This is a genomic window from Aliifodinibius sp. S!AR15-10, from assembly GCF_031569985.1.
In the GTDB taxonomy this organism is placed as follows: domain Bacteria; phylum Bacteroidota; class Rhodothermia; order Balneolales; family Balneolaceae; genus JAMQKA01.
In genome coordinates this window covers 118139-134764 of sequence record NZ_JAMQKA010000003.1, presented here as the reverse complement: position 1 = coordinate 134764, position 16626 = coordinate 118139, and the positions used below count along the sequence as shown (strand labels likewise).

The following is a 16626-nucleotide window of genomic DNA, read 5'->3' as shown; positions in this document are numbered from 1 at the left end:
AATCTTATTCTATCGTTGAACAATTTAAATTTTGTTCTAAATTGAATTTTAATGTGGAATGGGACAAATAAATAAGTTTAAATAATTGAAGGCATCACATGAATACGTATGCAGGCTCAATTTTAATTTTTCTACTGGTTTTCGTTTCAACTGCTGGAAGTGCTCAAAACCTTGAGAATCGGTCACCCATTGATGATCTCCCATCGTATATTACACGTATAACCCATTTTGGTCAACGAGCCGACTGGTCTCATGATGGGCAACGGATTCTATTTATTGAAAAAACATTTGGCGATGTTTTCGAAGTAAATGTTGAAACAGGTGTTATCCGCCCGATGACTCATTATTATTTCCATGAAGGGTATACTCGGGCATTATATCTTAGTAATGGTGATATCCTGCTGTCAGGATCTCGCACATTTGATTCTTCCAATCCCTGGGAAAGTCGTGACGAAGAGCAAGCCGAACTTTGGGTTCTTGATAAAGATCTGACAAGTCCACCAGTGCCCCTGGGGGAACACTGCTCAGAAGGACCTGCGGTATCAAGATCTAACCTTAAAATAGCTTGGGTTCGTAATAATGCCATCTTCATGGCAAACATAAGTTACGAAGGTGACAAACCATCCATTCGTAATAAAGAAATGATATTGAATTCGGATAATCTTGACTTTAAGGCGTATCTGGAAACCCAAAACTTCCGTCCACCTGAAGAGAATGAGATTATATTCAGTGCCTATGAATACCAGGGAACAGAAGTTATGGGGGTAAACATTGAAACCGGCGAAATTACCAATTACTCTCACCAAGATAACCAGTATGACGAGCCGGAAGGAATCTATCCAAGCGGTAAGTATACACTTGTAGAAAGTGATCGGCATAAATCGAAGGGGAAAGAGTTCCAAGGCATTCAGTCTGTTGATATTCACCGTTTGGTGCTGGATGGAAGCGGAAACTACCACAGAATCACTTACTTCAATGATCACAAAGGATATAAATCCAGTAATCCGGTAGTCAGTGATGATGGTAATTATATTGCTTTCCAAGTTGCACATGTCGGCGATGCTGCCGGCGTAGGACGTGGAATTTTTATTTTAGACATACAAAAGTGGGAAAAAGCAGGTATGGAAGAATAATAGCAAAATTACCAAATGCTTTATTCCTGGTCTGCTAAAACTCAATTTTATAACTCAGCAGTGGCAATGGACTCCCCTCTTGAATTAAGTCCACGCTGTTCTTCTTCAAATTGTAGTCAAACGACGGATCTTTTTCCAACAACAAATTTTTCACCTGCAGTGCCCATACCGATGAATGACCCGGGCGGTTAATACGATAGGTGATCGTTAAATCCACAATAAAACGGTTGTCAAACTGCTGGCTGAAAGCGTTTTCCTGGTCATATACCACTTCTTCCCGAGCTTGTGATTCGACATGATCTACAGGACTGTGACGCTCTCCCCCCAAATAACTGAACCGGGTATTTACGCCCAGCACATTTCGGCCGTCGTTGAGCATGAACTCCCTCCCAAAAAGAGCGTTGGCGGCAAACCCCTGGTCGAATCGTGTATTCCGCCATTGTCCGTCCCCGCCCTTGTAGCGCGAGTTGTACAACGTACCGGTAAAGAGATAATAGTATCCATCTCCCAAAAAGCGTTCCAGGGTCAACTCGACTCCGTAATTTTGTCCCACTCCACTATTGACCAGCGATTCATTAAAATCCCACTGCTGTACAAAATTTAGCATGGAGTATGAGCTGTCGGGGATCACCGGCACATCGTAGAGTTCCTGGCCAAACAGCTCCACTTTCAGGCGACTGTTTTCTCCCAGGCTGCGGTTGTATCCCAACACGAAATGATGAGCCTTCGCAAACTGAAGCGATCTGTTCTGCAGTTCGTTTTGTGAGCGAACAAAATAGATACGCAGGTCTTCCATTTGGCTGTGTAATCCATACCCCAAGCTTATCCCGGATTTTCCTGTAAGATTCCACTCCAGGCCCGCCCGTGGCTCAACGGTTAGCTCATCCGTCAATGTAAACCACTGTATATGAATGCCGCCATGCATCGTAAGGGAGGGAGAAATCGAGAACCTGGACTGGGTGTATGCTTCGATAAGCTGACTGCTACCATTGCCTTTAGAGTAGGCAACCAGCGGCGGCTCATCATTCGGTGCAACCTGGACCTGAAGGTCATAAAAAAGGTGATGCACCTTTAACCCGGTACGGTTTACATGTTGCCGTCCAAACTGGTGATTGAGATAACTGCCTGCAACAAGGCTACCCGATCGGTTGTCAATCCTCAGGTTTGGTTGAAGCTCTACCTGCTCATCCAGTCGATTTTGATCTAGATAAGTGTCATTCACGGTCCCGGCAAGCGTCGAATTCAGATAGGTACCTTCCCCAAGCAAAATCCGATGGGAAAGTCCGACAGCACCTACTCCCAGATTCATTTCAGACCTTATGCGGTCCCAAGCCTCGTATTCCCATTCCTCTTTATCACGATTGGGCATCATCTCCTGTCCGTCAAGACCGCCCAATCCCCAAAATTCAAAGCGCCCTGCATTTTCTGTCTGAAGGTCTAGCTTGAATGAAAGATCCTGGTAGCGAATGCCCCCTTCAGTGGGCAGCAGTGGCATCAACAGGGACAGTGTAGAATAGCGATAGTTAAAAAGGTATGTAGCCTCATTAAAGGGGCCTTCAGAGGCAATTTCAAGCCCGTTAACGCCAATCTGTGCCGCATGTTCTCGCTCTATGGGGTTGCCGGATCTAAAATTGATATCAAAAACACCCGAAAGGGCATTTCCATATTGCGCCGGGAACGCTCCGGTCATAAAGTCGGAATTGGAAACTACTTGCCCGCTGAAAAGGGTAAGGCCGCCGCCCCCGGCAACCGATAGACCAGCAAAGTGGTTGGGATTGGAAATTTCAACTCCCTCCAGCCGCCACTGTACACTTTTAGGGGTATTGCCACGAATGACCAGCGCATTATCCTGAACCCCGCCTGCCGATGTCACTCCTGCAAAAGCGGTAGCCATTCTGCCAGGATCATCCAGTCCTCCGGCATAACGCCGCGTTTCCTCAACTGTGAATGAGCGGGAGCTGGCAAACGCCATATCGTTGAGCGGTTTGTCTTTTTCCAGCTCCGGCGTTACCACCACTTCACCAGAGCTGAAAACCTGTTCATGCAGTTCAATGTTTAACACCGTCTGATTCCCGGTGGTCACGAGGACGGCTGACTTTATCGCTGGTTGATAGCCGAGAAAAGTGATCTTTACATCATGCCGCCCGAGGGGTACCTTTGCCAACTGAAATTTACCTTGGCTGTCGGTGGAGGTCCCTATCAAAGGGTCAGAATCTGCAATGACCACGTTGGCCCCGGGCAGTGGCTCTTGCGTCACTGCATCCACCACTGTTCCCATTACGGTCTGAGTTGGGACTGACTGCTGAGCAAATGAAATAGATGTTAATAAACTCCAAATTACAATACCTGTAAATATACTCTTCATGTTTTGTTTTGGGATTAAAACGGGAATGAAAATTTTATCCCCAAAATATGCGTGTGAGAAGACTGAGTCGTCTTTGCCAGTGGGATCGGACGTCTTTTTAGAACAATTTCCACCAATAATGTGATTGCTCGTAGCCTCTCTTGCGGTTTCAACAAATATTCAAAATTTAGGATTTTCAAGAGCGAACGGATTGCTTCAACCTTAACCAAATATTTTATTATGGAAGAGCATAATGATCTTATCAGAGACGTAATCCAAAATGAGCTATCACGCAACCAGTTCTTCTTTTCTTACCAAGAGAAACCGTTGATTAAGCAGGGAGAATTCAAAGAAGTGGCCGTGGGGCAATTACAAAAAATAAGGTCCTATTCATGGATAGCACTGACCTTCATTCTGATATTTTCCAGCCTGGGATTATACCAGTTTATTGAATTTACCCAGACGCAAAGCATTTTTCCCTAAATACTTGGAATAACCACTGGGATGATGCTTCTATTCCTTACCTATCTTTTTACCAAAGAAATTATTGACAGAAAACGTACACTGTAGATAATACTCTCCCTACTTGAAAGCCAACGCCTTCTGGAATAAATCCCCTCTAACAAGTGACTTTATTCAAAAATTGAAATTGCTAATAAAAGAGGATCTTCTATATTTTATTAAATAGAAAACAATAATTAAAAGGGAGGCATGTGAAAGGGGTACTAGTTCTTATTATTGTGGCTTTACTACCTACCACTTTGCTTGCACAAAATTATGAAGTTAAAAAACGCTGTAAAGGAAATGGCACCAATGCCATGGTAGTAGAGCACAAAGACCAATACTTTGTAGTTAAGACACCACGATATTTTCAACACGGCTGGATGATACGACGACTAGTGGGGATCAACGGTGGAGGATATCGCACCCTCGATTACCTCAATAGCAGTGGAGATAGCTATCAAATGGAGGTACAAGTCCTTTCCAGGATGCAGTGGAATTACTCAGGATATGCTGCTGCAAGAACTGTTTGTAGAAAAATAACACAGGCCGGATATCGTGACATTTAAGTTTTAGCAATAATTGATCTACGTTCAGGTAGAACGAAACAAGTAACAATACCGATCTATTGAAATCCAGCTGATCCATACTACTCAAGACCAGCTGGACTGAATGTATTAAGGCGATTGACTTAACCAACGAATAATTTACGCCAGCTCATCAGAAACGAGTTTGTATTTCGGATCTTCCCAATAGTTTACATCGATGATGGCGGAGGCATTATCCAGCATATTTCGGCAGTCAGCACTCAGATGTTTCAGATGCACTTTCTTACCCACTTTGGCGTAACGTTCGGTCACTTTGTTTAACGCCTCAATAGCTGAGTGGTCCACCACCCGTGATTCTTCAAAATCAATAATCACTTCATCTGGATCTTCATGCACCTTGAATTTCTCCTGGAAGAGACCGACAGAACCAAAAAACAGCGGCCCGTAAATCTCATAGTGCTTGACGCCGTTTTCATCAAAGCGCTTGCGGGCACGAATGCGCAGGGCGTTTTCCCAGGCAAATTTCAGAGCCGAGATAATCACCCCGATCAGTACCGCAATCGCCAGGTTGTGGAAAAAGATCGTCACCAGCGCTACGGTGATCATAACCATAAAGTCGGTATGCGGCACATTCCTGAACATGCGCAGGCTGGCCCACTCAAAGGTCCCGATCGCCACCATAAACATCAGCCCGACAAGTGCGGCCATCGGTACCTGCTCAATCAGGCTTGCCCCGATTAACACGAACAACAGCAGTGCCACAGCAGCTACAATGCCCGAAATACGGTTCCGTCCACCCGAACTTACGTTGATGATGCTCTGCCCGATCATGGCACAACCACCCATTCCGCCAAAGAATCCGCACACAAAATTTGCCACACCCTGGGCGATACTTTCTTTGTTCCCACGGCCCCGCGTTTCGGTCATCTCGTCTACCACTGCGAGCGTTAGCAAACTCTCGATGAGTCCAACCAGCGCCATGATCAGCGAATAGGGAAACACGATCATCAGCGTCTCAAGATTAAACGGGATGTCCGGGATATGGAATGAGGGAAGTCCACCAGAAATTGAGGCGATATCTCCCACTGTTTTTGTGGGAATATCAAAACCGATGATGATTGCTGAAACTACGACAATTGCGGCCAGTGATGCCGGTACTGCCTTGGTGAGTTTGGGCAAAAAGTGGATAATAGCCATGGTAAGCACTACGAAACCGAGCATAATCATCATGGGCATACCCGTTAACCAGTGGAGCGTGCCATCGCTGCCCATTACTTTAAACTGATCGAGCTGTGCAAGAAAAATCACAGCAGCCAGTCCGTTGACAAATCCATACATCACGGCGTGCGGCACCAGGCGTATGAATTTACCGAGCCTGAGCGCCCCGATTACCATTTGAATCACTCCCATTAATACGACGGCGGCAAAAAGATACTCAACACCGTGTCGTGCTACCAAGCTTATGATGACAACGGCAATAGCACCAGTAGCGCCCGATATCATGCCGGGCCGACCGCCCAAAATTGCTGTGATCAAGCCGAGAAAAAAAGCAGAGTAGAGTCCAATTAACGGGGTTACACCGGCAATAAGTGAAAAAGCCACTGCTTCGGGGACCAGCGCCAGCGAGACTGTCAACCCGGACAGGATTTCGTTCTTGAGATTGAATTCTTTGTTTTTAAGCTGTTCGATGAAAACCATTCGTATTCTATTCTAAATCTATTGGGTGAAAAATGAATATTCCGATGCCATTAAATTTTATTGCCGCGGAAGGGCAAGAATCAGCAGATGGAAATGTTAATGGTTGCTAAATAAGTCTAATGGCTTAAAAAGATTAGATTTTAAGGCGGGCAAAGATAGGCATCATTTTGGGGAAACCCTATTACAAAACAGAAAAAAATTGGGCTGGATTTGACTAATAATCTACACGGACCCTACGCTCACTTTTAAGCTGATCTCATCACTCTCTCGAAGCAGGTGGAAAAATCAGTGTCAATGCCATCCAGAGGGATATAATCACCAATCCTCCAAATTCGCGTGCTGTTTCGAACTCCATATTTGTCATTTTCACCGAGCTGAACGTGCGGAAACTAAAACTTTCGCCCTCGAAGAACTCTGGAAATATAAGTGCGGCCCAAGTCAAGGCGGCAACCAACACCACGGCGGAAACTATCTTTTTATAATTTCCGGTTGCATACAACAGGCTCGCAGCCGCCGCTGCGCCATACATGGCAATCCAGCCCACCATATCAGGATCGTTGTACTGCATAACTGCCGCAAAAATGAAAACTGATCCCATCACATAGTTCAACACAATCATCACTTTATGCTTCATTTCCACCATGTTCCTTTTATATCTTTATTAAAAAATTGACCTTTGTTTTACCCCAAAAATCTTCGGTTTGAATTGCCTTCTTTAATACGGCATTTATCCAAGGATTTCAATACCTGGGGCTGCATTAAATTAGTTTGTGATAAAAACCGTAAAATCTTAAGCGAAAAATATAACTAGAAAAGCTATACCTTTTTACTTTCCTGTTTTTCTTCTACTTTGAAATTAGATCTAATGAAAAGGGATGGCTCAATGGTAAAAAGTAAAGCGACAAGCGTGGAGAAGTATCTTAGAGAACTACCGGATGAACGGGAACAGGTGATCTCAGAAGTACGTGGTTTAATCCAAGAGCACCTGCCCGGTGGGTACAGGGAATCGATGAGCTGGGGGATGATAAGCTATGAAATTCCGCTGGAGCGATATCCCAACACCTATAATGGGAAACCGTTGGTTTACCTTTCGCTGGCGGCACAGAAAAATCATTATGCGCTATACCTGATGAATGTATATCAAAACCCGGGGCTAGAGGAATACTTAAAAAATGCTTATGAAAAGGAAGGGAAAAAATTGGATATGGGTAAATCATGCCTGCGCTTCCAAAAGCTGGAAGATCTCCACAAAGAGGCGATAGCAAAAATCATTTCCAGCACACCGCCCGAGGAATTTATCGCCCGCTACGAAGAGGCTCGAAAAACATAATCTTACCGACCTGTTTATGTCGAACTATTTTTACTACTTCTCAATTTTAATTGGATTGGTTTCTTTGATCACCATCTCTGCCTGCAGTAATGACACGCGGCTGCAAGATGGAACGCGTGCCATGGTAGCACGACTGGACAGTATTGAGCAAAATATTAATCCCCAGGCAAATGAATATGCTAACAATGCCCGGCTGGAATACTATAAAAAAGTGCCTCCGCGCTTCCGTATTGATAAACAGATTAACTATCATCACTCATTTGCTCAAGAGTTGCTTAGAGCCGGTCAAACTGAAAAAGCTATCGAGCGATTCAATGTAGTGTTAGAATTACTTGACAAGCTCGAACCCAAGCAACAAGAGGAATCTGCTTCTTTCAGAACACAGGTTGAAGAATCAATTGCCCTATCTTATTTACGGCTGGGAGAACAGCAAAACTGCCTTCTCAACCATTCTGCGTCATCCTGCCTGTTTCCTATCAAGGGTCAAGGCATCCATACCATCACTGAAGGCTCTGAAAAAGCGATCCAAAAATATCAGCAGATTCTTAGGAAACGGGGTTCTGATGACATGATTTCGCGATGGCTGCTGAACATCGCCTATATGACGCTGGGCAAACATCCGTATGAAGTACCGCAACAATGGCTGGTCCCCGCCGAAGCTTTTGAGTCGGATTATGACATCAAAAAGTTCCCCGAGATAGCGATGTCCATCGGTCTAGCGGAAAACGGGCTTTCCGGTGGCAGCATTACCGAGGATTTCAATAACGATGGATTTATCGATGTGGTAGCCTCTTCATGGGGACTAGATGACCAAGTGCACTATTTTGAGAACAATGGTAATGGTTCGTTCATAAAGAAAACAAAAGAGGCTGGAATAACCGGTATCGAAGGGGGGCTCAACCTGCGTCACGCCGACTTCAATAATGATGGGTTTGCGGATATATTTGTACTGCGAGGGGCTTGGCTGCAGGAGGCCGGAAAGCATCCCAACTCCCTGCTTCAAAATAATGGAGACGGCACATTCTCTGATGTTACTGAGAGTGCCGGTTTGCTTAGTTTTCATCCCACACAAACAGCCGAGTGGGCCGATTTTAACAACGATGGCTGGCTGGATCTGTTTATCGGAAATGAATCTACGAAATCAGCTATTAATCCAACAGAACTTTATCTCAATCAACGAGACGGTACTTTTAAAAATGTTGCAGAACAGGCCGGTGTGGATATTGCAGGATATTTTAAGGGTATTTCCGTAGGCGATTATAATAATGACGGACTACAAGATCTTTATCTCTCCCGGCTCGACGGTCCCAACATACTGTTCAAGAATGACGGGCTGAATGAACAGAATATCCCTGTGTTTACTGATATGACCAAGAATGCTGGTGTTGCAGAGCCTCTTACCAGTTTTCCTACTTGGTTTTGGGATTATAACAATGATGGCTGGCTGGATCTTTTTGTATCTGCATATTATGCCACACCCGGAGATATAGCGCGAGAATACCTTGGTTTGCAGACGGAGGCTGAGATGCCGAGATTATACAGGAATAATGGTGACGGCACATTCACCAATGTAGCACCTGAGACTGGGCTGAACAAGGTATTGTATACGATGGGATCCAATTTTGGCGACCTTGACAACGATGGCTGGCTCGACTTCTACGTGGGCACCGGCGATCCCGACTTTCGCTCCATTATGCCCAACCGGATGTTCCGAAATAACGAAGGAAAACAGTTCCAAGAGGTAACAGGCTCGGGGGGCTTTGGGCACCTGCAGAAAGGCCACGGCGTATCATTTGCCGACCTGGATAATGACGGGGATCAAGATATTTTCACGGTTATCGGGGGAGCATTTGAGGGAGACCTGTATATGAATGCCCTGTTCGAAAATCCCGGGCATCAAAATAATTGGATCACTTTGAGCTTCAATGGCGAAGAAAGCAACCGAATGGGCATTGGCAACCGGATCAGTGTTGAGGTTGAAACTCCAACTGGAACCCGTACCATCCACAATACCGTGACCACCGGCAGCAGCTTTGGTTCAAATGTGCTTCGCCAGGAGATAGGGCTGGGCGATGCAGAAAAAATTATCCGAATAGAAGTCCAGTGGCCCACCAGCGGCAAAACACAGGTTTTTAAAAATGTAGAGATGAACCGATTTTACCGCATATCTGAAATAGAAGAACAAATAGTACCCCTCGATCAAAAAAAGATACAGCTTGGGAGGAATAACACCTCGACAGCCCACTCTCATTGATCTTCGTAGGTAGCAGAATAGAGACGGGTATTGTTCCGTGACCCTTAGAAAAGAGAGGAACAAAATTTTGAATTTCCTATTTAACCCTTGTAGAGGTACGACATCACTTTTAAATAACTATCGGGAGTTAAATATGAAATCAATAGTTTGTACATTTCTGATCCTATTCTTTTCCATTACCCTACTCCAAGCCCAGAACCTGTCGGTTTCCACCATCGAGTTTGGCACTGATATTGAAGATCGCAACATCGTAAATGTTGATTCGGTTTTTACAAGTTCTGTTGAACGGGTTTATTGCTTTACACAGGTTGACGGTGCTGAAAAAACCACCACGATTACCCATGTATGGTACTACGGAAATGAAGAGAAAGCACGTGTTGAACTGCCGGTAAATGGCCCAAATTGGCGTACCTGGAGTTCAAAGTTTATCCTGGAAAACTGGTTAGGTGAATGGAGCGTGGACATTCTCGATTCAAGCGGAGAAGTCTTGGCCACCAAAACTTTTCGTATTGGTGGCCCGGTAGCTGACCAGTAACAAGCAGGGAACAGTTAAAAATCAGTGTGCGTCCAGCCAGTTGTCTGCCAGGCCCATATCCACTTTGAGCGGTACGGCCAGTTCATAGGCCGTTTCCATAAGCTCTTTTAGCTTGGCAGGTACGGTCTCCTGTTCCTCTTCAGGAACCTCGAATATGAGCTCATCGTGCACCTGCAGCAGCATCCGTGTTTTGAGGTCATTTTCTTCCAGGTACTCCTGGATGTTAATCATCGCCAGTTTGATGATATCAGCGGCCGTTCCCTGGATTGGGGTGTTAATGGCTGTGCGCTCTGCAAATGAACGGCGATTCCAATTGCTGGCGTTGATATCCGGGATGTATCGTCGACGACCCAGCAGTGTTTTTACGTATCCATTTTCTTTGGCAAATTGTTTGGTTTCATTGATATATCTGAGAATACCAGGAAAACGCTCAAAGTACTGGTCGATCATCTCCTTCCCTTCCGAGTTCTCGATACCCAACCGGTTTGCCAGCCCATAACTGCTCACACCGTACGGGATACCAAAATTCACCTCCTTGGCCTTTCGGCGCTGGTTGCCGGTCACATTATCCAACGACTCCAAGTCAAACACCTCTTTGGCCGTTCGGGCGTGGATATCCTCGTTATTTTTAAACGCCTCAATCATATTTTCATCTTCAGATATTGAGGCGATTACCCGCAATTCCACCTGTGAATAGTCCGCTGACAGAAGCTTAAATCCTTTATCCGCAATGAACGCCTTGCGAATTTCGCGGCCCCGCTTGGTTCGTATCGGGATGTTCTGGAGATTCGGATTGGAGGATGAAAGTCGACCGGTGGCTGCCACATGCTGGTTAAAGTCGGTGTGGATCCGCCCCGTTTCCTCATTGATCAATTTTGGCAGAGCATCCACGTAGGTGGATCGGAGCTTGCTGAGCGCACGATATTCCAGGATGAGCCCCGGCATCTCGTATTCAGCTTCCAACTTGGAGAGGACCGATTCGGATGTAGAATACTGCCCGGTTTTGGTCTTTTTACCGGCAGGTAGTCCCATCTTGTCAAAAAGTACTTCTCCCAGTTGCTGTGGAGAATTGATGTTAAATTCCATTTCTGCCTTTTCAAACACCTGCTGTTCCAAGTCCTGAAGATCCTGTCGAAGTGTCTCGGAAAATTCGTTCAGCATCTCCACATCCAGGCGTATACCGTACATCTCCATTTTTGCCAATACCTCCATGAGTGGAAATTCCAGCGTCTCGGCTATCTCTTCAAGCTCATCTCTCTCAAGGATTTCTTTCAGAACTTTATGCAATTGCCACGTGATATCCGCATCTTCGCAGGCATATACCTTAATTTTTTCAGAGGGCAACTCATCCATGCTCTTCTGCTTGCGCCCTTTGCCGATAAGCTCTTCAATAGGTATTGTTTCGTATTTCAGATATTTTTTTGCCAAGGCATCCATCTTGAGCTTTTGGCTGGCATCGATCAGGTAGGCGGCAATCATCGTGTCAAAAGCCGGGCCCTCAATCTCCAATCCCGCCCTGTTTAATATCATGTAGTCGAACTTAAAATTGTGGGCTATTTTCAGAGACTTCTCATTGCCAAACAAGGGTTGTAAAAGCTTGAGTCCCTTTTCTAGAGAGATACCATCCTCTACGCCAACGGGCACATAGTAGCCCTCTCCTGCCGATGTGCTAAGAGAAACGCCGACCAACCTGTCCTTCATCGGGTCGGTGCCACTGGTCTCAGTATCAAAACAAAGTGATTCTTTATCGATCAGTTTATCGACCAGGTTTTCGAGCTCCTCTTCCTGGCTCACCATCTGGTAGGATACCTTATCTTCCGTATAACTGGCAAACTCCGAATCGCCTTCACTTTCCACCTCATGCGGAACAAAAAGATCGCCCTGGTTTTTGTTCTTGTCAGACACATCGCGATCAACCCAGCGCTTGACCTCTTCACCCAGGTACTTTTTTGTCAGTGAGCGAAACTCCATCCGCTTAAAAAACTTACCAAGTGTCTCGGTGTCAGGACCATCCCAGTTCAGAACTTCCCAATCCACAATATCGGGTACGTCCGTCTTGATGGTAACCATCTTTTTGGCATGCAGGGCCTGCTCTGCCTGCTCGTCCAGTGCATTGCCGTAGCGGGTCGATTTGATATCAGGCGCCACCTCTATCGCTTTTTCAAGCGAACCGTAATTCCTGATAATCTTGGGCGCCCCTTTCTTGCCGATGCCACGTACGCCGGGAATGTTGTCAGAAGTGTCTCCCAACATTGCTAAAACGTCAACCACATTTTCCGGGTATACCCCGAAATACTCTTTGACCCCTTCGCGGTCGATGATATTGAATCCACCATTCTGGTTGTCTGGTTTCATCATTTTAATATGGTCATGGACCAGCTGCATAAAATCCTTGTCCGGTGTAACTAAGAACACATCCACATCCTCGGCATTCGCGCGATCGGCAATCGTGCCGATAATATCATCGGCCTCATATCCGTCCTGCTCTATATTCTTGATCCCGTAGCCATCTATCATCTCCTTTATCAGTGGTATTCCAACGGTAAGCTCTTCGGGTTGCGGCGGACGATTGGCCTTGTACTCCTCATCCATCTCATGCCGGAATGTTGGTGCATCGGTATCCCAAACCACTGCAATATGCGAGGGCTGCTGCTCTTCGAGCATTTTTTCGAGCGTATTGGCAAAACCTAAAATTGGTCCTGTGGGAATCCCCTCTCCATTTCTTAGATTACTGTTAATAAATGCGAAATGAGAACGATAGGCTAGAGCCATACCGTCAAGCAAAAACAGGAGACTTTTAGACATGATAAATCAGTGAATTCAGTTATATTCAACTTTGAGAATTTGTAATGATCAGTCGGAAAAAATGGATAAATCCAGCGATGCGATTGCCGAAGAATTGGCACCACAATTTAAAATTTTTCACTGCTGATTGATTATTGCAACGGGAAGGTAAACTTTTTAATTCAGAATTCGAATACACAGTCGATATCAATCTGAACAAACTGTTATAAATGGGTTTAAAAAACGAAGCACAATCTGCTTTACAAAGCACAAAATCTTTCTACAGGGAATATGTGTCGGGGATGACCCGGGAACGGCTTGGAAAAGAGTTTTATGAGGATACGGATCGGCTCAAACAGCTTTATCAAGAGGCCATTGGTGAAGAGGAAGAAAAAGAGAAAGGACGTCAGCTCCCTGGCCATCTGAAATTTTTGCGCCTTTTTTCATCACTCACTCAGCGATTGAACCCCACACGCCGCCTTGCTTTTGGGCTCTCCACCATCTCTTTTGTCCTCTACTACTTTGCTGGATTTATAGGAATCTCGAATTTCATCCTGTTTTATGACCTCCTGCTTCCCTTCTCGTTTGGCACTATTCTGCTGTTGCTGCTTGTAGAACTGCTGGAAAAATCCGACGTAAAGCGGGAGATCGACCTGGCGCGAGAAATTCAACTGAGCCTGCTCCCTCCTACCGAACTGAAAAAAGAAAATCTCGAAATCTACTCCTTTGCCAATACCGCTAAAGAGGTAGGCGGTGATTACGTGGATATGATTGAAACAGAAAAGGGCACTTATATTGTCATCGCCGATGTCTCTGGCAAGGGGCTGACCGCTGCCCTCTATATGGTACGGATGCAGGCACTTGTTCATTTATTAATTGAAAAAGAACAGCCCTCCCCCAAAGAGTTATTGGTTGAGCTGAATGATTATGTAAAATCAGATGCGGCAGATAAAACATTTGTAACAGCGTGTGCGGCCTTTTTTCCACATGGGGAGGATCGTTTCACCTTCGCACGCGCCGGACACAACGCACCGATATTTTATAATAAAGAACGCGATGCCACCTTTGATCTTCGTTCTGATGGATTTGCACTTGGTATGACTTCAACACCAAACCTCCAAAGCTTTTTGCAGGAGAAGAAATTTCATTTCAAAAAGGGAGACAGCGTGCTCTTCTTTACGGATGGGCTTACAGAAGCACGAAATGAATATGGCGAGCAGTATGGGGAAGACCGCGTGGACTCCCTTATGAGTATCTATGGATCGCTTCATGCCAAAACAATTGTCAAGAAAATCCATGCCTCACTGGAGGGTTTTATTGGTAAAGAAAAACCCCCGGATGATATCACATTTACCTGTGTGCATCACCCGGAGGATTAAATTAAAAACTGCCTGGAATCTATTTTTGTTTACTTACCTTCAACAGTTTTTTGGCTTCTTTGACCATTCGATCGGAAGTCAAACCGAACTCTTCGTAGATGGTCTCGTAAGGCGCAGAGGCTCCAAAATGTTCAATACCAATGGCTTTACCTTCGGAACCGACCCACTGATGCCATCCGTGCGTAGAACCTGCCTCAATTGAAACCCGGGCCTTCACATCAGAAGGCAACACTTCTTCTATATATTCTTCGCCCTGCTGCTCAAAAAGCTCCCATGACGGCATACTAACCACGCGGGCCGCAATGCCATCTTCGGCCAGTTGCTTCTGTGCCTCCATCGCGTACTGCACCTCAGAGCCACTACCCATCAGGATAACATCCGGCTTACCGTCACTGTCGGACAGGATATAGGCCCCTTTCAGTGTATTCTCTGCAGGGCCGCACACTTCGCGATCTACCGTGGGCAGATTTTGACGGGTAAGCACCAACATCGATGGCCCTTCATCATGTTCAAGGGCAGCCTTCCATGCGTAGGAGACCTCGTTGGCGTCAGCAGGTCGCAGTACTAACAGATTGGGCATAGCTCGCAAGGAAGAGAGGTGCTCTATCGGTTGATGTGTGGGACCATCTTCTCCCAGCCCGATGCTGTCATGCGTCATAACGAAGATCGAGGGAATTTCGGAAAGCGCCGCAATTCTGATTGCAGGACGGCAGTAATCGGAAAAGATCAGGAATGTGCCGCCATAAGGGATAACACCCCCGTGCAGTGCTATGCCGTTCATTGCAGCTCCCATGGCATGTTCCCGCACCCCATAGTGCATATTTCTGGCAGAGTAGTTCTCTGCACTGAACGCACCAGAGGAGTCGATCCATGTTTTGTTACTTCCATGCAGGTCGGCCGATCCACCCAGTAGGGCCGGTACCTTTCCTTCTATGGCATTCAATACTTTACCAGAGGATGCCCTTGTGGCCAAGCCTTTTTCATCGGCTGGGAAAACAGGGAAACTTTCCTCCAGGTCGGCCGGAAACTCTCGATTAAGGCGAGCGACAAACTCAGCACCCTTCTCCGGGTTCGCAGATTTATAATCTTCAACGAGTTGGTTCCATTCGCTGGACAACTTTTTACCTTTTTCAACTGCCGATCGGAAATTCTGCTTAACCTCGTCAGGGATATAGAATTTTTCGTCAGAATCCCAACCCAGGTTTTCTTTGGTTAATGCAACTTCTTCTTCACCAAGGGGAGCACCATGTGATGCTTCACTGTCCTGTTTGTTGGGACTACCGAACCCAATATGCGTGTTGCAAACAATTATTGAGGGCTTGCTCGCCTTCTGTGCATGCTTAATCGCATTTTCAACCGCTTGATGGTCGTGACCATTAATCTCCTGCACATGCCAGTTGTATGCCTTGAATCGTTTATTTACATCCTCAGTAAATGCAAGGTCAGTGCTACCATCAATTGAAATATTATTTGAATCGTACAGGTAGATAATTTTGCCCAGCTGCAAATGACCAGCAAGAGATGCTGCTTCATGAGAGATGCCCTCCATCAGGTCACCGTCACTGACAATACCATATACATAATGATCCGTAAGTTTGAAATCTTCTGTATTGTATAAGGAGCTCATATGGGCCTCGGCAATCGCCATACCCACACCGGTCGCAAAACCCTGTCCCAATGGACCTGTAGTAGTCTCAACACCGGGCGTCAACCCATATTCCGGGTGTCCGGGAGTTAGGCTGCCCCATTGCCTGAAATTTTTCAGTTCATCAAGTGGCAGGTCATAACCGGTCAAATGTAGCAGGCTGTAGAGCAACATAGACCCATGGCCTGCTGAGAGAACAAATCGATCCCGGTCATACCAATCGGGATTTTGGGGATTATGGCGTAAAAATTTATTCCACAAAACATACGCCGCATCGGCCATTCCCATCGGCATTCCAGGGTGCCCAGATTCGGCCGCCTGAACGGCATCCATTGATAGCGTGCGAATCGTATTTACACAAAGTTCATCAAGTGATTTAGTTGACATGCGATAAAATTATGGCTCGGTTTACATTAAATTGGTTTTTGCGCAATGAAAATAGGTAATGCGGCGAATACTTGAAACTTAAATTGAC

At 45.7% G+C, this 16626-nt stretch carries 12 protein-coding genes; 7 read left to right on the top strand and 5 right to left on the bottom strand.

Features of this window, described 5'->3' with window-relative positions; all coding sequences use genetic code 11:
* Positions 1 to 98: 98 nt before the first annotated feature.
* Entirely contained in the window at positions 99 to 1133 is a 1035-nt protein-coding gene (locus tag NC796_RS03455; RefSeq protein ID WP_310682171.1) for a hypothetical protein, read from the top strand.
* 34 nt (positions 1134 to 1167) lie between these two features.
* Here the strand turns inward: NC796_RS03455 and NC796_RS03450 are convergent, their stop codons facing one another.
* Positions 1168 to 3498: a TonB-dependent receptor gene (locus NC796_RS03450; protein WP_310682170.1), complete on the bottom strand. Its 2331-nt coding sequence runs from the start codon at positions 3496 to 3498 to the stop codon at positions 1168 to 1170.
* A 219-nt stretch (positions 3499 to 3717) separates the two neighbouring features.
* Between NC796_RS03450 and NC796_RS03445 the strand changes: the two genes are divergently transcribed.
* Complete coding sequence (locus NC796_RS03445) at positions 3718 to 3960, top strand: hypothetical protein (RefSeq protein WP_310682169.1); 243 nt, start codon at positions 3718 to 3720, stop codon at positions 3958 to 3960.
* Positions 3961 to 4190: 230 nt separating this feature from the next.
* Positions 4191 to 4547, top strand: a complete 357-nt coding sequence (locus tag NC796_RS03440) for a hypothetical protein (protein ID WP_310682168.1) — start codon at positions 4191 to 4193, stop codon at positions 4545 to 4547.
* A gap of 138 nt (positions 4548 to 4685) precedes the next feature.
* Here NC796_RS03440 and NC796_RS03435 read toward each other — a convergent pair whose 3' ends face one another.
* Both NC796_RS03435 and NC796_RS03430 read right to left on the bottom strand, forming a co-directional pair.
* Entirely contained in the window at positions 4686 to 6224 is a 1539-nt protein-coding gene (locus tag NC796_RS03435; RefSeq protein ID WP_310682167.1) for a SulP family inorganic anion transporter, read from the bottom strand.
* Positions 6225 to 6483: 259 nt separating this feature from the next.
* Positions 6484 to 6858: a transmembrane 220 family protein gene (locus NC796_RS03430; protein WP_310682166.1), complete on the bottom strand. Its 375-nt coding sequence runs from the start codon at positions 6856 to 6858 to the stop codon at positions 6484 to 6486.
* A 249-nt stretch (positions 6859 to 7107) separates the two neighbouring features.
* Between NC796_RS03430 and NC796_RS03425 the strand changes: the two genes are divergently transcribed.
* The 3 genes from NC796_RS03425 (at position 7108) to NC796_RS03415 (ending at position 10343) form a co-directional block, all read left to right on the top strand.
* Entirely contained in the window at positions 7108 to 7554 is a 447-nt protein-coding gene (locus NC796_RS03425) for a DUF1801 domain-containing protein (protein WP_310682164.1), read from the top strand.
* A 16-nt stretch (positions 7555 to 7570) separates the two neighbouring features.
* Positions 7571 to 9808 carry a CRTAC1 family protein gene (locus NC796_RS03420; RefSeq protein ID WP_310682162.1) on the top strand — a complete coding sequence of 746 codons (2238 nt, stop codon included), beginning with the start codon at positions 7571 to 7573 and terminating at the stop codon, positions 9806 to 9808.
* Positions 9809 to 9941: 133 nt separating this feature from the next.
* Complete coding sequence (locus NC796_RS03415; protein ID WP_310682160.1) at positions 9942 to 10343, top strand: DUF2914 domain-containing protein; 402 nt, start codon at positions 9942 to 9944, stop codon at positions 10341 to 10343.
* 21 nt (positions 10344 to 10364) lie between these two features.
* Here NC796_RS03415 and polA read toward each other — a convergent pair whose 3' ends face one another.
* Entirely contained in the window at positions 10365 to 13148 is a 2784-nt protein-coding gene (polA, locus tag NC796_RS03410) for a DNA polymerase I (protein WP_310682158.1), read from the bottom strand.
* A gap of 209 nt (positions 13149 to 13357) precedes the next feature.
* Here polA and NC796_RS03405 point away from each other — a divergent pair, with 209 nt between their 5' ends.
* On the top strand, positions 13358 to 14506 hold the full coding sequence (locus NC796_RS03405) for a PP2C family protein-serine/threonine phosphatase (protein ID WP_310682156.1): 1149 nt from the start codon (positions 13358 to 13360) through the stop codon (positions 14504 to 14506).
* A gap of 19 nt (positions 14507 to 14525) precedes the next feature.
* Here the strand turns inward: NC796_RS03405 and tkt are convergent, their stop codons facing one another.
* Positions 14526 to 16538, bottom strand: coding sequence for a transketolase (gene tkt / locus NC796_RS03400; protein WP_310682154.1), 2013 nt, complete (start codon positions 16536 to 16538; stop codon positions 14526 to 14528).
* Between the last annotated feature and the right edge of the window lie 88 nt (positions 16539 to 16626).